The sequence below is a fragment of the Sphingopyxis sp. SCN 67-31 genome, assembly GCF_001725095.1.
Genome location: NZ_MEFH01000070.1, coordinates 12,744 through 31,465, shown reverse-complemented (window position 1 = coordinate 31,465; position 18,722 = coordinate 12,744). Strand labels below are relative to the sequence as shown.

General features: G+C 67.9%; 23 protein-coding genes. 14 read left to right on the top strand and 9 right to left on the bottom strand.

Annotated elements, in window-relative coordinates:
- Nucleotides 1–26: 26 nt before the first annotated feature.
- Nucleotides 27–1,331, bottom strand: a complete 1,305-nt coding sequence (gene mnmE / locus ABS88_RS14845; protein ID WP_267894977.1) for a tRNA uridine-5-carboxymethylaminomethyl(34) synthesis GTPase MnmE — start codon at nucleotides 1,329–1,331, stop codon at nucleotides 27–29.
- Between the two features lie 23 nt (nucleotides 1,332–1,354).
- Entirely contained in the window at nucleotides 1,355–1,651 is a 297-nt protein-coding gene (locus ABS88_RS14840) for a DUF6489 family protein (RefSeq protein WP_067112603.1), read from the bottom strand.
- 117 nt (nucleotides 1,652–1,768) lie between these two features.
- Between ABS88_RS14840 and ABS88_RS14835 the strand changes: the two genes are divergently transcribed.
- From ABS88_RS14835 to ABS88_RS14825, 3 genes are read left to right on the top strand one after another with little or no spacing between them, the layout of a single operon-like run.
- Complete coding sequence (locus tag ABS88_RS14835; protein ID WP_067112600.1) at nucleotides 1,769–2,467, top strand: dienelactone hydrolase family protein; 699 nt, start codon at nucleotides 1,769–1,771, stop codon at nucleotides 2,465–2,467.
- Entirely contained in the window at nucleotides 2,464–2,862 is a 399-nt protein-coding gene (locus tag ABS88_RS14830) for a nuclear transport factor 2 family protein (protein ID WP_076073384.1), read from the top strand. Before ABS88_RS14835 ends, ABS88_RS14830 begins: the two co-directional genes overlap by 4 nt.
- Before the next feature lie 15 nt (nucleotides 2,863–2,877).
- Nucleotides 2,878–4,470 (top strand): FMN-binding glutamate synthase family protein, encoded by a 1,593-nt coding sequence (locus ABS88_RS14825; RefSeq protein WP_076073385.1) that lies wholly within the window; start codon nucleotides 2,878–2,880, stop codon nucleotides 4,468–4,470.
- A gap of 296 nt (nucleotides 4,471–4,766) precedes the next feature.
- On the opposite strand, the gene ABS88_RS14820 is transcribed toward ABS88_RS14825, so the two are convergent.
- The 7 genes from ABS88_RS14820 to hemE form a co-directional block, all read right to left on the bottom strand.
- The gene (locus ABS88_RS14820) at nucleotides 4,767–5,153 is read right to left on the bottom strand and encodes a DUF1489 domain-containing protein (RefSeq protein WP_234002535.1); all 387 of its coding nucleotides are present in this window, start codon (nucleotides 5,151–5,153) and stop codon (nucleotides 4,767–4,769) included.
- 60 nt (nucleotides 5,154–5,213) lie between these two features.
- Nucleotides 5,214–5,597: a hypothetical protein gene (locus ABS88_RS14815; protein WP_218000152.1), complete on the bottom strand. Its 384-nt coding sequence runs from the start codon at nucleotides 5,595–5,597 to the stop codon at nucleotides 5,214–5,216.
- Between the two features lie 487 nt (nucleotides 5,598–6,084).
- Nucleotides 6,085–6,807 (bottom strand): TerC family protein, encoded by a 723-nt coding sequence (locus ABS88_RS14810; protein WP_067108850.1) that lies wholly within the window; start codon nucleotides 6,805–6,807, stop codon nucleotides 6,085–6,087.
- Nucleotides 6,808–6,809: 2 nt separating this feature from the next.
- On the bottom strand, nucleotides 6,810–7,103 hold the full coding sequence (locus tag ABS88_RS14805) for an antibiotic biosynthesis monooxygenase family protein (RefSeq protein WP_067108836.1): 294 nt from the start codon (nucleotides 7,101–7,103) through the stop codon (nucleotides 6,810–6,812).
- A gap of 9 nt (nucleotides 7,104–7,112) precedes the next feature.
- Nucleotides 7,113–8,369: a transcription termination factor Rho gene (gene rho / locus ABS88_RS14800; protein ID WP_067108834.1), complete on the bottom strand. Its 1,257-nt coding sequence runs from the start codon at nucleotides 8,367–8,369 to the stop codon at nucleotides 7,113–7,115.
- A 377-nt stretch (nucleotides 8,370–8,746) separates the two neighbouring features.
- Nucleotides 8,747–9,196, bottom strand: a complete 450-nt coding sequence (locus ABS88_RS14795) for a CopD family protein (protein ID WP_067108832.1) — start codon at nucleotides 9,194–9,196, stop codon at nucleotides 8,747–8,749.
- Between the two features lie 4 nt (nucleotides 9,197–9,200).
- On the bottom strand, nucleotides 9,201–10,229 hold the full coding sequence (hemE, locus tag ABS88_RS14790; RefSeq protein ID WP_076073387.1) for a uroporphyrinogen decarboxylase: 1,029 nt from the start codon (nucleotides 10,227–10,229) through the stop codon (nucleotides 9,201–9,203).
- 335 nt (nucleotides 10,230–10,564) lie between these two features.
- On the opposite strand from hemE, the gene ABS88_RS14785 reads away from it, so the two are divergent.
- The 11 genes from ABS88_RS14785 (at nucleotide 10,565) to ABS88_RS14735 (ending at nucleotide 18,716) form a co-directional block, all read left to right on the top strand.
- Entirely contained in the window at nucleotides 10,565–11,383 is an 819-nt protein-coding gene (locus ABS88_RS14785; RefSeq protein WP_067108827.1) for a pyruvate, water dikinase regulatory protein, read from the top strand.
- A complete protein-coding gene (locus ABS88_RS14780) occupies nucleotides 11,380–11,979 on the top strand; it encodes a Maf family protein (protein WP_076073388.1) in 600 nt (199 codons plus the stop codon). Before ABS88_RS14785 ends, ABS88_RS14780 begins: the two co-directional genes overlap by 4 nt.
- On the top strand, nucleotides 11,976–12,803 hold the full coding sequence (gene aroE, locus ABS88_RS14775) for a shikimate dehydrogenase (protein WP_234002536.1): 828 nt from the start codon (nucleotides 11,976–11,978) through the stop codon (nucleotides 12,801–12,803). The genes ABS88_RS14780 and aroE overlap by 4 nt, the downstream gene beginning before the upstream one ends.
- Nucleotides 12,800–13,423: a dephospho-CoA kinase gene (gene coaE / locus ABS88_RS14770; RefSeq protein ID WP_067108824.1), complete on the top strand. Its 624-nt coding sequence runs from the start codon at nucleotides 12,800–12,802 to the stop codon at nucleotides 13,421–13,423. The genes aroE and coaE overlap by 4 nt, the downstream gene beginning before the upstream one ends.
- A 20-nt stretch (nucleotides 13,424–13,443) precedes the next feature.
- Nucleotides 13,444–14,136 carry a DNA polymerase III subunit epsilon gene (gene dnaQ / locus ABS88_RS14765; protein WP_076073390.1) on the top strand — a complete coding sequence of 231 codons (693 nt, stop codon included), beginning with the start codon at nucleotides 13,444–13,446 and terminating at the stop codon, nucleotides 14,134–14,136.
- A 44-nt stretch (nucleotides 14,137–14,180) separates the two neighbouring features.
- Entirely contained in the window at nucleotides 14,181–14,753 is a 573-nt protein-coding gene (hpf, locus tag ABS88_RS14760; protein WP_067108823.1) for a ribosome hibernation-promoting factor, HPF/YfiA family, read from the top strand.
- Between the two features lie 149 nt (nucleotides 14,754–14,902).
- On the top strand, nucleotides 14,903–15,367 hold the full coding sequence (locus ABS88_RS14755; protein WP_067108822.1) for a PTS sugar transporter subunit IIA: 465 nt from the start codon (nucleotides 14,903–14,905) through the stop codon (nucleotides 15,365–15,367).
- Nucleotides 15,368–15,490: 123 nt separating this feature from the next.
- Nucleotides 15,491–15,874 carry a DUF1491 family protein gene (locus tag ABS88_RS14750; protein WP_324787689.1) on the top strand — a complete coding sequence of 128 codons (384 nt, stop codon included), beginning with the start codon at nucleotides 15,491–15,493 and terminating at the stop codon, nucleotides 15,872–15,874.
- 195 nt (nucleotides 15,875–16,069) lie between these two features.
- Complete coding sequence (locus tag ABS88_RS14745; RefSeq protein WP_104960203.1) at nucleotides 16,070–16,717, top strand: cell wall hydrolase; 648 nt, start codon at nucleotides 16,070–16,072, stop codon at nucleotides 16,715–16,717.
- Between the two features lie 266 nt (nucleotides 16,718–16,983).
- A complete protein-coding gene (locus ABS88_RS14740) occupies nucleotides 16,984–17,610 on the top strand; it encodes a DUF4136 domain-containing protein (RefSeq protein WP_076073392.1) in 627 nt (208 codons plus the stop codon).
- Entirely contained in the window at nucleotides 17,607–18,716 is a 1,110-nt protein-coding gene (locus tag ABS88_RS14735; RefSeq protein WP_104960204.1) for a M14 family metallopeptidase, read from the top strand. Before ABS88_RS14740 ends, ABS88_RS14735 begins: the two co-directional genes overlap by 4 nt.
- Nucleotides 18,717–18,722 lie beyond the last annotated feature (6 nt).

Here is an 18,722-nt window from a genome sequence, read left to right as displayed (position 1 = left end):
TCTCTGCTTTTGTTCCACGTGGAACATCATTTGCCGATGCAGAAACGGCCGAACAGCGTGTCGAGCATCTCCTCGACGCCAGCGCGCCCGGTGATGCGGTCGAGCGCCGCCGCCGCGAGGCGCAGCCGTTCCGCCAGCAGGATGAGGTCGCCCGCCTCGCGCGAGGCCGTATCGATGGTCAGCCAGTTCCTCGCTTCGGCAAGTGCCGCGCGCTGGCGCTGGCGCAGCGCCGCTTCGCCTTCGCGCGGAAGCAGGGTGCGCGCCATTTCGACGATATGCCGGTGGAGCGCCTCCATCCCCTCGCCCGTTGCGGCCGACAGGACCAGGTCGCAGCGCGCCGCATCGGCTTCGGCGGCCGCATCGCCGCGCCAGCGATCCGCCTGCGCCGCAATCAGGATGCAGCGCGGATGATCGGGCGCATCCTTCGGCGGCCCGAGCCATAGCAGAATGTCCGCCGCATCGACCGCAGCGCGCGCACGGTCGATGCCGATCGTCTCGATCGCATCGGCCCCTGCGCCGCGCAGCCCGGCCGTATCGGAAAAGCGCATCGCGATGCCGTCGAGCGCGAGCGGCGTTTCGATCACGTCGCGCGTCGTGCCCGCCACCGGCGACACGATCGCCAGCTCCCTTTGAGCCAAAGCATTGATAAGCGTCGATTTCCCGGCATTGGGCGGTCCGGCGATCACCACCGACAGCCCCTCGGCGATCACCTCCGCCGCCGGACGGGCCAGCCATGCATTGAGGTCCGCCGCCAGCGTCGCCATCGCTTCGGTCAGGCGATGCGCGGGCGCATCGCCATCGTCGACATCGTCTTCATCCGAGAAGTCGAGCTCGGCCTCGGCGCCCGCCATCAGGGCGAGCAGCCGCGCCTGCCAGTCCTCGACCGCGCGCGACACGTGCCCGCTCGCCATCTCCAGCGCCTGGACGCGCTGGCTTTCGGTCTCGGCGGCGAGCAGATCGGCGAGCCCCTCGGCCTCGGCCAGATCGATCCGGCCGTTGAGGAAGGCGCGACGGGTGAATTCGCCCGGTTCGGCGCGGCGCAGGCCGGGCAGCGCGGCCAGTGCCGCCTCGACCGCGGCGACCACCGCGCGCCCGCCGTGCAGGTGCAGTTCGACCAGATCCTCGCCCGTCGCGGTGGCGGGCCCCGGAAACCACAGGATCAGCGCCCGATCGAGCGGGCCGCCCGCGCGGTCGCGAAGCAGCACCAGCGACGCGCGGCGCGGCGCGGGCAATCGCCCCGCCAGAGTCTCGAGAGCCGCGCCCGCCCGCGGCCCGCTGAGGCGCACGACGCCGATCGCTGCCGGCGGCATCCCGCTCGACAGCGCAAAGATCGTGTCGTTCGCTTCGGGGTCGATCAGCTCTTGCGTCCCCCGCCCGTCTTGTCCGGATCGGCCTTGGGCGCGGGCTTCGCGCCGGTCCCCATCAACCCGCCGCCGAACTGGCCGAGCAGCGACTGGACGAGTCCCAGGCCTGATTCGCCCATCGGCACCCAGCTCTTGACCATCGCCTGCACCATTTCGGGGGTGATGCCCTTGGCCATCAACTCTTTGACGCGGCTCAGATAAATATCGTGCAGCGGTTCGAGATCGGGGAGCCCGAACAGGCGTCGCGCCTCTTCGGGCGTGCAATCCACCTCGATATTGAACTTCATCGCCCGTCTCCCACCGAAAGTGTCTCCCGCCCGAAAGCCGCTTTGGCTTGAGCCGCGCTGCCGCGACCGCTAGCTTCGCCTCTTCACCGGCAAGAAGCAAGAGTCAGGAGGCCTCCCATGTCCGCAACCAACACCGAAATCCCCGCACTCGACGGCGAGGGCCGGATTCCCGCCTATATCGCGCGCCCCGACGCCGAAAGCTCGCGCGCCATCATCGTGATTCCGGAGATTTTCGGCGTCAATGGCGGCATCCGGCAGAAGGTCGACGACTGGGCCGCGCTCGGCTATCTCGCCATCGCGCCCGACATCTTCTGGCGCTTTGCCCCCGGGGTCGAACTCGATCCCGACGTCGAGCCCGAATTTCAGCAGGCGCTCGGCTATTTCGGCCAGTATGACGCCGACGACGGGGTCAAGGACATCGAGGCGACGATCCGCTGGCTGCGCGATCAGGGCGTCGACAAGGTCGGCTGCGTCGGCTTCTGCCTGGGCGGCCGGCTCGCCTATATGGCGGCCGCGCGCACCGATATCGACGCGTCGGTCGGCTATTATGGCGTGATGATCGATACGATGCTGAACGAAAGCCACGCGATCTCGAACCCGCTGATGCTGCATATTCCGACCGCGGATCATTTCGTCGGCCCCGAGGCGCAGCAGAAGATTCACGAAGCGCTCGACCCGCATCCCAAGGTGACGCTCCACGACTATCCCGGTCTTGACCATGGTTTCGCCGCCACCAGCGGCAATCGCCGCGACGCCGAGGGCGCCGGGCAGGCCGACGCGCGCACCCGCGCCTTTTTCGCCGAGGCGCTGGCATGAGCGGTCCTACGGGGCTCGCCGCCTGGCACGCCTATATGGCGGGCGGCGGCGACCCGCAGGCGCTGCGCGACCTGCTCGCCGAGGATGCGGTGTTCCATTCGCCGGTCGTCCACACGCCGCAGCAGGGCCGCGACACGGTCTTCGCCTATCTGCACGCCGCCAGCCATGTGCTCGGCGGCGAGCATTTCCGCTATCTGCGCGAAATCGTCGACGGCGATCAGGCCTGCCTCGAGTTCGCGAGCGAGCTCGACGGCATCCATATCAACGGCGTCGACATCATCCGCTGGAACGACGAAGGAAAGATACAGGATTTCAAGGTGATGGTCCGCCCGCTCAAGGCCATCAACAAGGTATGGGAGAAAATGGCCGCGATGCTCGCCGCGCAGGCGGGCTGATCGCGCGGCCGTCCGATGCTTCGCTGGATCGCCTTTCCCGTCCTTTGCGCCGCGATCGCGCTTGCCGCGTGGTGGGGGCCGGCGCGCTGGACGTTGATCCTGTGGGTGCCGCTGCTCGTCGTCGCCTTGTACGACGCCGGGCAGCGGCGCCATACGCTGCGCCGCAACTATCCGCTGATCGCGCATATCCGCTGGCTGTTCGAGGCGCTGCGTCCCTTCCTCTATGCCTATGTCGTCGAAAGCCCGTTCGACGGGCGCCCCTTCACCCGCAGCGAGCGCGACATCGTCTATGCGCGCGCCAAGGGCGATCTCGACGCGCATCCCTTCGGCACCGAGCTCGACGTCTATTCGGACGAATATGAATGGATGAGCCACAGCATCGCGCCCGTGGTCGCCGCCGACCGGACGCAGCGGGTGCGCGTCGGCACCGCGCAATGTTCGCGGCCCTATGACGCCGCGCTGCTCAACATCTCGGCGATGAGCTTCGGCTCGCTCGGCGCGAAGGCGATCGAGGCGCTCAACCTCGGTGCCCGCCGGGGCGGCTTCTATCACGACACGGGCGAGGGCGGCTTCAGCCCCTATCACCGCATCCATGGCGGCGACATCGTCTGGGAACTGGGCAGCGGCTATTTCGGCTGCCGCGACGCGACCGGCCGCTTCGACCCCGGCCGGTTCCGCGACCGCGCGCAGGACGATCAGGTCAGGATGATCGAGATCAAGCTGAGCCAGGGCGCCAAGCCCGGCCATGGCGGCGTGCTGCCCGGCGCCAAGGTCAGCGCCGAGATCGCCGCGACGCGCGGCGTGCCGGAGGGCGAGGACTGCATTTCCCCCGCCGCGCATTCGGCCTTCACCACCCCGATCGGGATGGTCGAATGGGCCGCGAGGCTGCGCGAACTGTCGGGCGGCAAGCCCGTCGGCATCAAGCTGTGCGTCGGCCAGCCGCACGAAATCTATGCCGTCATGAAGGCGATGCTCGAAACCGGAATCCGGCTCGATTTCATCGTCGTCGACGGCGCCGAAGGCGGCACCGGCGCGGCGCCGGTCGAATTCTCGAACCGCGTCGGCATGCCGCTGCGCGAAGGGCTGATCTTCGTGCGCAACGCGCTCGTCGGTTGCGGATTGAAGGAGGAGATCCGCCTCGCCGCGTCGGGCAAGGTCCACTCGGGCGCCGGGCTCGCGGTCCATTGCGCGCTCGGCGCCGACTGGTCGAATGCCGCGCGCGCCTTCATGTTCAGCCTCGGCTGCGTCCAGTCGCTGCGCTGCCATACCGATCTGTGCCCGACCGGGGTCGCGACGCAGGACCCGGGCCGCCAGCGCGGGCTGGTGGTCGAGGACAAGGCGGCCCGCGTCCACCGCTTCCAGGCCGCGACCGTTTCCGCGCTATGGGACATCAGTTGCGCGATGGGGCTCGACAGCCCGTGGCGGATCCGCCCGCACCATCTGCACGAACGGCTCAATTCGGCGCGCTCGGATTCGATCGACCGCATCTATAATTTCTACCCGCGCGGCATCCTGCTCGACGATCCGGGGTCAGTCGCAAGTGCGCGCTATTGGGCGATGGCGCGCGCGGACAGCTTTCAGGCGGCGATGGAGGGAACGCCGGGATAAGGGCTGGAGTATCGAGCGCTAAATCCGGCGGTAACGAGAAAGCAGGAGCGTGATTTTGCTTTCATCGTCACCCGGATCAAGTCGGGATATATATCCTTCAGACAAGTAGGGAGCTGTTCCCCGGCGAAAGCCGGGGTCCATGCGTGGTAGCGCCGTGCCATCTGGACCCCGGCTTTCGCGGGGGAACAGTGACTTGTCGAAAAGGGATAAGTGCCGATCAAGTCCGGGGTGACGAGACAGGGAATTGCGCCTCCCTAATCCAAACTGCGTCACCGCCGGATTTAACGCTCGACGCCCTAGATCAGGCTGAGCTGGGCCAGTTCGCGGTAGAGGTGCGGCGGCAGGTCGGCGACGCCGCTGCCGTCCTCGGCGCTCGCCGGCGCATCGGCGTCGGCCAGGTAGCGCCAGCCCTGATGCGCGCGTTTCGGCTGCGGATGCACGCGCTCGAGCTTCGCCACGCAGACGATATCGAGCCGCCCGTCGGTGCGATCCTCGAAGCGCAATATCTCGACCCGGCCGACGAGCGTGTGCCGGATGATGAAATGCAGCTTGCCGCCGATCAGTTCGTCGGCGCGCTTCGGCCGCATCCGCGTCGTGAAACGCACCTCGCCCCCCTCGTCCCATGCCGCGATCCGCGCGGCGAGTGCCGGATAATCGGGGCATCCGACGGCGACGCGGGTCATGTGGAGTTGGGGCATGAAAACCAAAATGGGCGCGATCGCGGCTGGTTCAAGGTACCCGGTTCAAGCAGGGCCCGCACGCAAATGATATTCGCTCCGTCCCTCCACATTGACCGGCACCTGCAACAGGAGCAGCGGCGCGGAAAGGATCGCGAGCAAGGGTTTCAGGCCAAAGACCAACAGGGACGGCAGCGAGAACAGAGCCAGCGCCCCGGCCGCTGCCAAGGCGAACCGCCCGAGAGCGCGCGCCGCATGAGTGTTGGGCTCGGGCGCGGGCGCCGCGAGCATCTCCGACAGCACCGCCGAGGCATCCTCATGCTGCCAGGCGGGAACGGTCAGTCGAAAGCCGCCGATCGCCAGCACCGCGGGCGACACGCTCGCATAATGCTCGCCGCCGACATGGACGATAATCCCTGCCGCATCGAGCATGGCGGCGACGGCCAGCATCTCGCCGCGTCCCAATATCCACGCAATCGGCACCATCGCATCGCCCGCCATCGGCAGAGGATGAAACGGCGCGGCGGCCTGCTCCATGGCCTATGGGGATGCGGGGTTCGGCACGGTTTCTCTTTCTCGTCACCCGAAACTCGTCTGGCAATGACCCCTTTTCGACACGTCACTGTTCCCCGGCGAAAGCCGGGGTCCATGCGGGGCGGCGCTGTGCCATCTGGACCCCGGCTTTCGCCGGGGAACAGCGCCTGACCTGCCTGAAGAACATATATGCCAACTCGTTTCAGAGCCTGCCCGGACCCGATCCGGGCCCATCGTCTGTCCTTGAATGAAAGGCGGCGCAAAAGGGAAGGGCAGACCATGGACCCTGAAACAAGTTCAGGGTGACGAGAAAGAGAAACCGTGCCGAAACCCGAATCCCCGCAGGCCATGGAGCAGCGTGTTTTCCGAGTCGTCAGGTGATTCCACCTGACTTGAAAACACTCTAGCCGAACAGCGTGCCGACGCCGACGCTCGGGTCGACCCAGCCTTCGTGGATCATCTTGACCGCGACATAGAGGATCACCGCCAGCCCGACATAGGCGATCCAGCGATAGCGCTCGATATATTTGGCGATGATGTTGGCGGCGATGCCCATCAGCGCGACGGCGACGATCAGCCCGACGATCAGGATGCCGGGATGCTCGCGCGCCGCGCCGGCGACCGCGAGGACATTGTCGAGGCTCATGCTGACGTCGGCGATCGCGACCGCCCAGGCGGCGCCGAGGAAGCTCTTCGCGGGTTTCAGCCCCGAATGCTCGTCGCCCTCGATCTCGGGCGAGCCCACGGAATGGGCGCCGGCGCGCAGTTCGCGCCACATCTTCCACGCCACCCAGATCAGCAGCAGGCCGCCGACGAAGATCAGCCCGACGATCTGCATCAGTTGCGTGACGATCAGCGCGAAGGCGATGCGCAGCACCAGCGCCGCGATGACGCCGATGAAGATCACCTTGCGCCGCTGGTCCGCCGGCAGGCCGGCCGCGAGCGCACCGACGACGATCGCATTGTCGCCCGCCAGCACGATGTCGATCATCAGCACCTGCAGGAAGGCCGACAGCGCCGCGGGTTCGGTGATGTTCGAAAAATCGTTGACGATATGCGCCCAGATGCCGCCCGGTCCGCCGAAGCCCGTGGCGGCGACGGCACCTGCTTGGGCCAGGATTTCCAGGATCACAGCGGGTCTCCGAAATAGCTGACCTCGGGAACGGGGTCATAGAAAGGATGCAGCAATGCACGCCATTGCCGGTAGCGGTCGGACTGGCGGAAGCCATCGCGATGATCGGCGACCGACTCCCACAATGCCAACAGCAGATAGGGCTGTCCGGTTCCCGCCGGACGGCGGATCTCGAGCGAGATAAAGCCCGGCGACGCCTCGATCAACGGCCGCGCCTGCGCGACGGCCGCCTCGAACGCGGCCTCGCTTCCGGTGCGAACGGGAAGCAGCGCATGTTCGACGACGGCCATCCGCGCGGCCTATTGGTTCATCGACTCGAAGAAATCCTCGTTGGTCTTCGAATCCTTGATCTTGTCGAGCAGGAATTCCATCGCATCGACGGTGCCCATCTGCATGAGGATGCGCCGCAGCACCCACATCTTCGACAGCTTGTCCTTTTCGACCAGCAGCTCTTCCTTGCGGGTGCCCGACTTGCCGACGTCGAGCGCGGGGAAGATGCGCTTGTCGGCGACCTTGCGGTCGAGCACGATCTCGCTGTTGCCGGTGCCCTTGAACTCCTCGAAGATCACCTCGTCCATGCGGCTGCCGGTGTCGATCAGCGCGGTCGCGATGATCGACAGCGAGCCGCCCTCCTCGATGTTGCGCGCGGCGCCGAAGAAGCGCTTCGGCCGCTGGAGCGCATTGGCATCGACGCCGCCGGTGAGCACCTTGCCCGAGCTGGGAACCACGGTGTTGTAGGCGCGGCCGAGGCGGGTGATCGAATCGAGCAGGATGACGACGTCCTTCTTGTGCTCGACGAGGCGCTTCGCCTTTTCGATCACCATTTCGGCGACCTGGACGTGACGCGTCGCGGGCTCGTCGAAGGTCGAGGAGACGACCTCGCCGTTGACGCTGCGCTGCATGTCGGTGACTTCCTCGGGCCGCTCGTCGATCAGCAGGACGATCAGATAGACCTCGGGATGATTGTCGGTGATCGCCTTGGCGATGTTCTGCAGCAGCACCGTCTTGCCGGTGCGCGGCGGCGCGACGATCAGCGCGCGCTGGCCCTTGCCCTGCGGGCTGACGAGGTCGATCACGCGCGCCGACTTGTCCTTGACGGTCGGGTCGAGCGCGTCGAGCGACAGCTTCTGGTTCGGATAGAGCGGCGTCAGATTGTCGAAATTGACGCGGTGGCGCACCGCTTCGGGATTGTCGAAATTGACCGCGGTCAGCTTGGTGAGCGCGAAATAGCGTTCGCCGTCCTTCGGCGCGCGGATCTCGCCCTCGACCGTGTCGCCGGTGCGCAGACCGTGTTTGCGGACCTGGTTCGGCGAGACGTAGATGTCGTCGGGGCCGGCGAGATAATTGGCCTCGGGACTGCGCAGGAAGCCGAAGCTGTCGGGCAGGACCTCGATCGTGCCCGACCCGATGATTTCCTCGCCCTCTTCGGCGAGTTCCTTGAGGATCGAGAACATCAGGTCCTGCTTGCGCAGCGTCGATGCGCCCTCGACGCCCAGTTCCTCGGCCATTTCGACGAGTTGGGCGGGCGATTTGGTCTTGAGTTCTTTGAGATGCATGGATGGATTTTCCAGAAATGAAATTCGGGACAGGGATATGGCAATTCAGCGCACCGGATGCGCCTATCCGGTCGGGGGACGACCGTTCACGATAGCATCGGCGCACGACGCGCCGCCCGCGCGGGACGGGGTTGATCGGCCCCTATATCCGGCTTTTGCCCAAGTCAATCGGGCCAAGTCGATCGGGGGCAATCGGGCGGCGGCATGGCGGTCGCGTCGGACGAGGCGAGGCGACGGCTTCGGCCGCGTCGCCGTCGCTTGCAACGCCATGCCATCTGGACCCCGGCTTTCGCCGGGGAACCGTCGCTACACGGTCAGGGTGCGATAAATGCGGGGCCAGCCCTCGATCGTAGCCGGCGATTCCCTGCTCTTGCCGATCAGGGCCGGACGATGACGAGGACGACGATGATCGCCGCGGCGACGCCGGGCACCTCGTTGAGCAGGCGGAGCCGCTTTTCGCTGAGCGGGCGCTCGCCCTTGCGCAGCTTCTTGAAATAGCCGACCAGCCAGCCGTGATAGCCGGAGAGCAGCAGCACGAGCAGCAGCTTGCCGTGGAACCAGCCCTCGCTCCAATAGCCGCCGTTGAAGGCGAGCAGCAGGCCGAACACCCAGACGAGGATGATCGAGGGGTTGAGGATGATCCGGCGCAGCCGGTCCTCGCGCTCGATCCATTTGCGGTCCTCTTCGGACCCCACCGCGCACTGGTGATGATAGATGAAGAAGCGCGGCATCATGAACAGCCCCGCCATCAGGAAGATGACGAAGATCACATGCGCCGCCTTCATCCACAGCATCGTCGCCCCCAGAAATCCGACCCAGTCCGTCATTGCCCTACCCGCCTCGCACGCGCCTGATCAGATGTTCGACATGGGCAATCGGCGTGTCGGGCACGATGCCATGGCCCAGATTGAAGATATGGGGGCGCGAAGGGAAAGCCGCAAGGATGCGGTCGACCGCCGCGTCGAGCGCCGCGCCGCCGGCGACGAGCGCGAGCGGGTCGAGATTGCCCTGCACCGGCAGATGCGCGGGCAGCGCCGCATCGGCCCAGGCGGGATCGACCGTCTCGTCGAGCCCGATCGCATCGACGCCGGTCTCGTCCGCATAGGATGCGAGCTTGCCGCCCGCGCCCTTCGGAAAGCCGATGACCGGCGTATCGGGATGCAGCGCCTTCAACCGGCGGACGATCTCGGCATTGGGGGCGATCACCCAGCGTTCGAACTGCGCGGGGGACAGGCTGCCGGCCCAGCTGTCGAAAAGCTGCACCGCCTCGACCCCCTGCTCGATCTGTCCCGACAGATAGGCGACGCTGAGCTCGACGATCGCGTCGACGATCGCCTGGAAGGCCGCGGGATCGCCGAACGCCATGCGCCGCGCCGCGGCCTGGTCCTTCGACCCCTGCCCCGCGACCATATAGGTGGCGACGGTCCACGGACTGCCCGCGAAACCGAGGAAGCTCGTCTCCGGCGGCAGCGCCGCGGCGACGCGTGCGACGGTCGCATAGACGGGGTCGAGCCGCTGCGGCGCCGCTTCGAGCGCGGCGAGCGCCGTGTCGACGAGCGCCGGCGCGAGCCGCGGCCCCTCGCCCGCCTCGAACCACAGATTCTGCCCGAGCGCGTGCGGAACGACGAGGATGTCGGAAAAGAGGATCGCGCCGTCGAAGCCGAAGCGCCGGATCGGCTGCAGCGTCACTTCGGCCGCCGCCTCGGGATCGTAGCAGAGTTCGAGGAAGCCGCCCTTGGTCTCGCGAAGGGCGCGATATTCGGGGAGATAGCGGCCCGCCTGGCGCATCAGCCACAGCGGCGGCCGTTCCTGCCGCACCCCGCGCAGCGTCGCCAGCAAGCTCTTCGGTGTCGCCTTCACGCGGCCCCTCTTTCTTCTATCAAAACAAGTATAAATGGATTGTGGTGGATTGTTGGCGGGCGGATAAGTGCGCTTTAGGCGCCAGCGCCCCTTTTGCCAACATCTTGACTCCCCGGCCGCCGCCGCCCGCCGCGGAGTCGGTGGCGGTCGTCCCCGTTCTTCACAGCCTGTGGACAAGATTCGTCCCCTGTGGATAAACGGCGGGACGGAATCGGCGCGGCCGGGGATGGAATCGCTGTCCCGCTTCGCCCCCCGGCTTGTGCCGGACTTGTCCACAGCCGGCCCGCGATGCTTCGCCGCTTGCCTTTTCCGGCGGCGCGGGGACAAGAAGGGCGATGGACCGGCTCCACCTGCACCTCATATCCGATTCCACCGGCGAGACGCTCGAAAATATCGCCAAGGCGGCGATCGCCCAGTTCGACGATGTCGAGGTGGTGCGCCATTTCTGGCCGATGGTCCGATCCGAATCGCATCTCGACCGCATCATGGCGGAGGTGCAGGCGAGCCCGGGGATGATCCTGTTCACGCTGGTCAACGGCGACCTGCGCGCGAGCCTCGAGCGGCGCGCCGGCGCGCAGGGGCTGCCGCTCGTCCCGGCGCTCGACGCGGTCACCGATGCGCTGTCGCGGATGCTGGGACAGGAAGCGAAGGCGCGCCCCGGACGGCAGCATGTGCTCGACGCGGCCTATTTCGCGCGGGTCGAGGCAATCCAGTTCACCGTCGCGCACGACGACGGCATCGGCTGGGACAATTGGGAGGAAGCCGACATCCTGCTCGCCGGCGTGTCGCGCACGTCGAAGACGCCGACGAGCATCTATCTCGCCAATCGCGGCTACAAGACCGCGAACATCCCGATCGTCCCCGAATCGCCGCCGCCCGAGGCGCTGTTCACGCTGAAGCGCCCGCTGGTCGTCGGGCTGACGACCAGCTTCGACCGGCTGGTGCAGGTGCGGCGCAACCGGCTGCTGTCGCTGAATCAGGTGCCCGAGACCGCCTATGTCGACGAGGAACGGGTGAAGGCCGAGATCGCCTATGCCCGCCGCATCTTCGCCGACAACGACTGGCCGGTGATCGACGTGACGCGCCGGTCGATCGAGGAGACCGCCGCGGCGGTGATCCAGCTCGCCGAGGATCGCGCGGGGCGCGCCGCATGACGGAACTGGTCCTCGCCTCGCAGAGCAGCGGGCGCGCCGCGATGCTGCGCTCCGCCGGGCTGGCGTTCGAGGCCACCCCCGCGCATGTCGACGAGGAGGCGCTGACCGCGTCGCTGCGCGCGGCCGGGCAGACGCCGCGCAACATCGCCGACGCGCTGGCCGAGGCAAAGGCGATCAAGGTGTCGGCGCGGCTGCCCGGCGTCACGGTGATCGGCGCCGATTCGACCCTCGCGCTCGACGACGGGACGATGCTGACCAAGCCCGAAAGCCCGGAGGAGGCGGCCGCGCACCTGCGCCGCATGGCGGGAACGCGGCACCGGCTGTTCAGCGCCGCGGTCGCCGCGCGCGACGGCGCGCCGGTGTGGCGCGCGGTCGGCGAGGCGAAGCTGTGGATGCGCCCCTTGTCGGAGGGCTTCATCGCCGCCTATGTGGCGCGCCACTGGGACAGCATCCGCTGGACCGTCGGCTGTTACGAGATAGAGGGAGCGGGCGTGCAATTGTTCGACCGGGTCGAAGGCGACCCCTGGACCATCGTCGGCATGCCGATGCTGCCGCTGATGGCATGGCTGCGCGCGGCCGGGCTGGCGCCGGCATGAGCGGAATCCCCCCTGCCCCCCCTTATGCGGAGGTGATTGGCGATCCGATCGCGCATTCGAAGTCGCCGCTGATCCACACCTTCTGGCTGGAGGCGCTGGGCATCGCGGGCGATTACCGGCGCGCGCACGTCCGCCCCGACGGCCTTGCCGCCTATATCGCCGAGCGCCGCGCCGATCCCGACTGGCGCGGTTGCAACGTCACCATTCCGCACAAGGTCGCGGTGATGGATCTGGTCGACGACCCCGGCAATATCCGCGGCACCATCGGCGCGATGAACACGGTGGTGCGCCAGCCCGACGGCGCGCTGATCGGCACCAACACCGACGCCGCCGGCTTCTATGCGCCGCTTGCCGAACTCGACCTCGAGGGCGCGCCGGTCGCGGTCGTCGGCGCCGGCGGAGCGGCGCATGCGGTGCTGTTCGCGCTGGCACGGGCGAAGGTCGGGCCGGTCACCATCCTCAACCGCTCGCCGCTCAAGGCGATGGGCCTGCTCGCGGCCTTCGGGCTCAAGGGCGACGTCGTCGCGCTCGACGCGCCGCTGCCGCCGGCGGCGCTGCTCGTCAATGCGAGCAGCCTCGGCATGATCGGCCAGCCGCCGCTCGACCTCGACCTGGCGCCGCTGCCCGAGGGAGCGATCGTCTACGATCTCGTCTATGCGCCGCTGCGGACCGGGCTGCTTGCGGCCGCCGAGGCGCGCGGGCTCGACACGGTCGACGGGCTCGACATGCTGATCGGGCAGGCGGCGCTCGCCTTCGAGCTGTTCTTCGGCCGCCCGCCGCCCGAGGGCCGCGACGACGAACTGCGCGCGCTGCTGACCGCATGACGCATTACAAGCGCCCCGGCTCGCGGCTGCGCCGTCCCTTCATCCTCGGCCTCACCGGGTCGATCGGCATGGGCAAGTCGACCGCGGCGACGATGTTCGAGCGCGAGGGCGTGCCGGTGTTCGACGCCGACGCCGAGGTGCACCGGCTGCAGGGTCCGGGCGGCGCGCTGGTGGAGGCGATCGAGGCGCGCTTTCCCGGCACCACCGGGCCGGGCGGGGTCGACCGGCAGAAGCTGGGCGCGCGCGTCCTCGGCCACCCGCACGAACTCGCGGCGCTCGAGGCGATCGTCCACCCCGCGGTCGGCCGCGCGCAGAAGCGCTTCCTGGCGCGGCATCGCGCGCGTCCCGTCGTCGTGCTCGACATCCCGCTGCTGTTCGAAAAGGGCGGCTGGCACCGCGTCGGGGCGATCGCGGTCGTTTCCGCGCCGCTGTGGATGCAGCGCAAGCGCGTGCTGCGCCGGCCCGGCATGACCAACGCCAAATTCAAGGCGATCCGCCATCTGCAGGTGCCCGACCGGGTCAAGCGCGCGCGCGCCGACTTCGTCATCGAAACCGGCCGTCCGAAAAGCGAGACGCATCGCCAGATTCGGGCCATCACCTCTTGTTTCCGCGCCCGATAGGGTCCAGATTGGATCATCAGATGCGCGAGATAATCTTCGATACGGAAACCACGGGGCTCGACCCCAGATCGGGACATCGGCTGGTCGAGATCGGATGCATCGAGCTGGTCGATCGCCGCGAGTCGGGCCGAACCTTCCACGCCTATTTCCATCCCGAACGCGACATGCCGCCCGAGGCCGAGGCGGTGCACGGCCTGTCGATCCAGTTCCTTTCCGACAAGCCGCTGTTCGCCGCTCGCGCCGACGAGCTGCTCGAATTCCTGGGCGACGCGCCGATGATCGCGCACAACGCCGTCTTCGACTTCGGCTTCATCAACGCCGAACTCGAACGCGCCGGGCGCCCGGCGCTCGACCTCGCCCGCATGTGCTGCACGGTGCAGATGGCGCGCAAGCTGCATCCGGGCGCCAAGCACAGCCTCGACGCGCTCTGCACCCGCTACGGCATCGACCGCAGCCACCGCATCAAGCACGGCGCGCTGCTCGACGCCGAGCTGCTCGCCCATCTTTATATCGAGATGACCGGCGGCCGGCAGATCGGGCTTGGTCTGGGCGCCGAGTCCGCCGCGATGGCGGCGGGCCTGTCGATGCGACCCGCCGCGCCGTCCCGCCCGTTTCGCGAGCCGCGCGCGCACGCCGCCACCGCGGCCGAGCTGGCGCGCCATGCCGAATTCGTTGCCGCACTCAATCAACCTTTGTGGCACGATAGCCCGTGACGGCGGCTCCCAGCGCCGTCACCGACACTGGAAGGAGAAGAAAGATGGAAATCCGCGTCTCTGGCCACCAGATCGAAACCGGTGAAGCGCTGCAAGCGCGTGTTTCGGACCGGATGAACGCGATTGCCGACAAATATTTCTCTCGAGCGATCGGCGCGCATGCGATTTTCGGCAAGGGGCCGCACGACAGCTTCCAGTGCGACATCGTCGCGCATGTGATGCAGGGGCTGGTCCTGAAAGGTCATGGACAGGCGCAGGATGCGCATGTCGCGTTCGAGAATGCGGCCGAGCGCATCGAGAAGCAGTTGAGGCGCTATATGCGACGGCTCAAGGATCGCGGCACGCCGACGCAGCCGTCGCCGACCCTCGACGAGATCCGGGGCAATGCCGGCTACACCGTGTTCGAGGCCGGCAGCGAGGAGGAGGAAGCGGGCGACGCCCCGGCGATCATCGCCGAAACGCGCGTCGACGTGCCGACCAGCAGCGTGTCGGACGCGGTGATGATGCTCGACCTTCGCAACACCAATGCGCTGCTGTTCCTCAACAGCCGGACCGACACCTACAACATGGTCTATCGCCGCTCCGACGGCACGATCGGATGGGTCGAACCGCAATAGGGGCTGGATTTTCTCCGCCATCCGGCCTAAGGGCCGCGCCCAACGAAGCCCTGAACCCGGATGGCGGGGCCTTACGACCGATCCGTGATCGTTGCCATCAGGACGGCGGGACGGCGTTGCCCCGCGACCATGCAGATTTGACAAGACCGATGAACCTTTCTTCCCTTCTTTATCCCGCGACGGTGCGCGCGCACGTCCAGCTCGATTCGAAGAAGGCGCTTTTTCCCTACATCGGCGATCTTGCGAGCCGCGCGCTCGGGCTCGACGCCGGCGAGGTGAGCGAAGCGCTGCTCGAACGCGAACGGCTCGGCTCGACCGGCTTCGGGCGCGGCATCGCGCTGCCGCACGCCAAGCTGGCCGACCTGTCGGGGGTGCGCGGCCTGTTCCTGCAACTCGCGCGGCCGATCGATTTCCAGTCGGTCGACGGCCTGCCCGTCGACCTGCTGTTCGTGCTGCTGTCGCCGCTCGACGCCGGCGCCGATCATCTGAAGGCGCTGGCGGGCGTGTCGCGGATGCTGCGCGACGAAAAGGTCGCCGAACGGCTGCGCGGCGCCAAGAATGACGAAGCGCTCTATGCGCTGCTCGCCGACACCGAAACGCGCGACGCGGCCTGACGCCGTCGGCGCCGGCCCATACGGCTTGCGGGCCCGCAAGCGCGTGCTTCCCGGCGAAGGCCGGAATCCGGTCGATGTCGTGCTGCGATACGTGGACCCCGGCTTTCGCCTGGGAACGTTTCCTTGCCAGAAACCGGCGGCATCCGGCGGCGCCCGCTATCGTTCCCGGCCGATCCGATGCCGCGGCTGAAAAGCCGCTTCCTCGTCGACCTGCTGCTGCGCGAGGCGCAGGCGGCGGGCGGTTTCGCGGCCGTCCTCGCGCGCGGCGATGCCGATGCGGGGGCGATCCTGGTCCAGTGCAGCGATCGCGGCCGGCCGGGCCCGCTGCTCGAACGGCGCTTCGCGCTCGATGGCGGCTATCGCTGGGAAGCGGTCGGACCGGCCGATGGTGAAGACCGCGAAAACTATTGCGAGCGGCGGCGAAAGGCCGATCCCGACCTGTGGATCGTCGAACTGGATATCGCGGATGCGCCACGACTCGTCGCGGAGTGGGGCGCGTTAACTTGACTCTGTTGCACCGCACAATAGGTCGCCCGCACGTTTAACGCGTAGGTCGTCCCGCGGGTTGCATCGGTTTGTCCGGCGCGCCCGGTCGAACGGTTCGGACACGCAGTCGGATGAGGACCGCAGGCGGTATCGGGTCGATGACCCCCCACCTGTTTGTCATGGTTCGGTTCCTCAGCCGCCCTTTTGACGGACCTTATGAGTCGCATTCTGAACGCCGCCAGCACGGCCGCCGTGGGCATGACCGCCCTTGCCATGCTGGTTCTGGCCGAACCGGGTTTCGCGAGCGACCTGATCGCCGACGCGAGCCCGCCCGCCATCACCCTGCCCGCCGCCGATGCGCCGGAAGCGGAGATGGCGACAGCTTCGACCGATCCGGTTTCTCCGGTCGAAGCCCCCGAGACGATCGACGAACAGGACGAGCCGGCGCCGCAGGCCGATTCGCTCGCCGCGCTGGTCGCGGCGACGCCGCGCCCGGCCGAGCTCGATCCCGAACTGCGCTGCCTTGCCGGGGCGGTCTATTTCGAATCGCGCGGCGAATCGCTCGCCGGCCAGCTCGCGGTCGCGCATGTCGTGATCAACCGCGCCAAGTCGGGCCGTTTCCCGACCAGCCTGTGCGGCGTCGTCCATCAGAAGAGCCAGTTCAGCTTCGTCCGCGGCGGCCGGATGCCGAAGATCCGCGAAGGCGCGCAATGGGCGAACGCGGTCGCGATCGCGCAGATCGCCCGCGACGGCAGCTGGTCGAACCGCGCGCCGGGCGCGCTCTTCTTCCACGCGCGCCACGTTTCACCTGGCTGGCGCAAGACGCGCATCGCCGCGATCGACAATCACATCTTCTATCGCTGAGACGGACCGGGCGCCGCTGCATGGGCAGCGGGTCCGTTCGGGTTCGATGCGGCCGTCTTCTCCCCTCCCGCTTGCGGGAGGGGTCGGGGGTGGCCGGCGGCGAGACCAAGGCCCACCCCGCTGCGGCTAGCGAACGAGTTCGCAAGCCTCGCTGCCCTTCCCGCTTGCGGGAGGGGAGAGGGGTCTTTGCGGCCATATTCGATCCGGCCGTCCACCGCTGCGCGCCGTTCATTGCCAAGCCATGTTTCATCGCGCATGGTGCGGCGATGACGCGTCTTTCTTCCGTCGCCCTGCTGACCGCAGCGGCGCTTGCTCTCGGTGGCTGCGCAACGGCGGTGCCGCCGGTCGAGGTCACCCGCTTTCACGCCAATGCCGCCGCCGGCTGGGCGCCGGGGACGCGCTATGCCGTCGATCCCGCGCCGCTCGGCGATCCGGCGGCGACGATCGGTTCGGCGCAGCCGTCGCTCGAATGGGCGAGCTATCGCACCGCGGTCGAGCGGCAATTGGAGCTTCTGGGGCTGGTCGCGGCCGATTCGGGTGCGGCCGCGCCGCTGAAGGTCCGCATCGGCTTCGACCGCAGCGACCGGCAGACCGCGGGCAAGCGGTCGCCGGTGTCGGTCGGCGTCGGCGGCTCGACGGGCAGCTACGGCTCGGGCGTCGGGCTGGGCATCGGCCTGAACCTCGGCGGGGGCGCGCGGCAGATGCAGGATCTGCAGCTCAGCGTGCGCATCGACGACGGGGCGAGCGGGCAGGCCTTGTGGGAAGGGCGCGCGCTGACCGCGGTGCCGGTGAAGGCGCCCGCGGCGCAGCCGTCGCTTGCCGCGGCCAAACTGGCGGAGGCCCTATTCAGGGGGTTCCCCGGCGAATCGGGACGCACTATCACGGTGCCATGACCATCAGCATCAACGCCGCTTTCGACAGCGGCAATATCGTCGTGGAGTCGCTCGCCGGCACGTCCGCCCGCCTCTCGATTCGCAAGGATCGCGAGTCCGACTTTTTCCAGTGGTTCCATTTCCGCGTCGCCTGCGCCGCGGGCGATGCGCTCGACCTGGCGATCACCGGCCTGGCCGATTCGGCCTATCCCGACGGCTGGCCGGGCTATGCCGCCTGCGCGAGCTATGACCGCGAGCATTGGTTCCGGCTCGATACCGGCTATGATGCGGGGACGCTGACGATCCGCCACACGGCCGAGGGGCCCTTGCTGTGGATCGCCTATTTCGCGCCCTATTCGATGGAGCGGCACCACGACCTGATCGCCTCGGCCGCCGAATGCGAAGGCGTCGCCTATCGCTGCCTCGGCACCAGCCTGGAGGGGCAGCCGATCGACTGCCTCGAAATGGGCGAGGGGCCGGTGCAGGTCTGGCTCTATGCGCGCCAGCATCCGGGCGAGAGCATGGCCGAATGGTGGATGGAGGGCGCGCTCGACATGCTCACCGATCCCGCCGACCCGCACGGCCGCTCGCTGCGGCGCAAGTGCCGTTTCCACATCGTGCCCAACATGAATCCCGACGGCTCGCGCCGCGGCCACCTGCGCACCAACCATGCCGGGGTGAACCTCAACCGCGAATGGCACGCGCCGTCCGCCGAACGCAGCCCCGAGGTGCTGTGCGTCCGCAATGCGATGGACGAATCGGGGGTCGACTGGGCGATGGACGTCCATGGCGACGAGGCGATTCCCGCGGTCTTCCTCGCGGGGTTCGAGGGCATTCCGTCGCTGAAGCCCGAACAGCAGGAAAAATTCCTCGCCTTCCAGGCCGCGCTCGCCGCCGCGACGCCCGATTTCCAGACCGAACTGGGGTATGAGAGTTCGGCGCCGGGGCAGGCGAATCTGTCGATGTCGACGACCCAGCTCGCCGAACGCCATGGCGCGGTGTCGATGACGATCGAGATGCCGTTCAAGGACAACCGCGACCTGCCCGACCCGGTGCAGGGCTGGTCGCCCGACCGGTCCAAGCTGCTGGCGCGCGCCTGCCTCGAGACGCTCGACCGGATGCTGTAGATGTGA

What these genes read in the sequence shown, in the direction of transcription:
- ABS88_RS14840 (WP_067112603.1), bottom strand. Translation starts at nt 1,651, where the DNA reads ATGAAGTTCAATATCGAGGTGGATTGCACGCCCGAAGAGGCGCGACGC.
- ABS88_RS14835 (WP_067112600.1), top strand. Translation starts at nt 1,769, where the DNA reads ATGTCCGCAACCAACACCGAAATCCCCGCACTCGACGGCGAGGGCCGG.
- ABS88_RS14830 (WP_076073384.1), top strand. Translation starts at nt 2,464, where the DNA reads ATGAGCGGTCCTACGGGGCTCGCCGCCTGGCACGCCTATATGGCGGGC.
- ABS88_RS14825 (WP_076073385.1), top strand. Translation starts at nt 2,878, where the DNA reads ATGCTTCGCTGGATCGCCTTTCCCGTCCTTTGCGCCGCGATCGCGCTT.
- ABS88_RS14820 (WP_234002535.1), bottom strand. Translation starts at nt 5,153, where the DNA reads ATGACCCGCGTCGCCGTCGGATGCCCCGATTATCCGGCACTCGCCGCG.
- ABS88_RS14815 (WP_218000152.1), bottom strand. Translation starts at nt 5,597, where the DNA reads ATGCTGGCCGTCGCCGCCATGCTCGATGCGGCAGGGATTATCGTCCAT.
- ABS88_RS14805 (WP_067108836.1), bottom strand. Translation starts at nt 7,103, where the DNA reads ATGGCCGTCGTCGAACATGCGCTGCTTCCCGTTCGCACCGGAAGCGAG.
- rho (WP_067108834.1), bottom strand. Translation starts at nt 8,369, where the DNA reads ATGCATCTCAAAGAACTCAAGACCAAATCGCCCGCCCAACTCGTCGAA.
- ABS88_RS14795 (WP_067108832.1), bottom strand. Translation starts at nt 9,196, where the DNA reads ATGACGGACTGGGTCGGATTTCTGGGGGCGACGATGCTGTGGATGAAG.
- ABS88_RS14785 (WP_067108827.1), top strand. Translation starts at nt 10,565, where the DNA reads ATGGACCGGCTCCACCTGCACCTCATATCCGATTCCACCGGCGAGACG.
- ABS88_RS14780 (WP_076073388.1), top strand. Translation starts at nt 11,380, where the DNA reads ATGACGGAACTGGTCCTCGCCTCGCAGAGCAGCGGGCGCGCCGCGATG.
- aroE (WP_234002536.1), top strand. Translation starts at nt 11,976, where the DNA reads ATGAGCGGAATCCCCCCTGCCCCCCCTTATGCGGAGGTGATTGGCGAT.
- coaE (WP_067108824.1), top strand. Translation starts at nt 12,800, where the DNA reads ATGACGCATTACAAGCGCCCCGGCTCGCGGCTGCGCCGTCCCTTCATC.
- dnaQ (WP_076073390.1), top strand. Translation starts at nt 13,444, where the DNA reads ATGCGCGAGATAATCTTCGATACGGAAACCACGGGGCTCGACCCCAGA.
- hpf (WP_067108823.1), top strand. Translation starts at nt 14,181, where the DNA reads ATGGAAATCCGCGTCTCTGGCCACCAGATCGAAACCGGTGAAGCGCTG.
- ABS88_RS14755 (WP_067108822.1), top strand. Translation starts at nt 14,903, where the DNA reads ATGAACCTTTCTTCCCTTCTTTATCCCGCGACGGTGCGCGCGCACGTC.
- ABS88_RS14745 (WP_104960203.1), top strand. Translation starts at nt 16,070, where the DNA reads ATGAGTCGCATTCTGAACGCCGCCAGCACGGCCGCCGTGGGCATGACC.
- ABS88_RS14740 (WP_076073392.1), top strand. Translation starts at nt 16,984, where the DNA reads ATGACGCGTCTTTCTTCCGTCGCCCTGCTGACCGCAGCGGCGCTTGCT.
- ABS88_RS14735 (WP_104960204.1), top strand. Translation starts at nt 17,607, where the DNA reads ATGACCATCAGCATCAACGCCGCTTTCGACAGCGGCAATATCGTCGTG.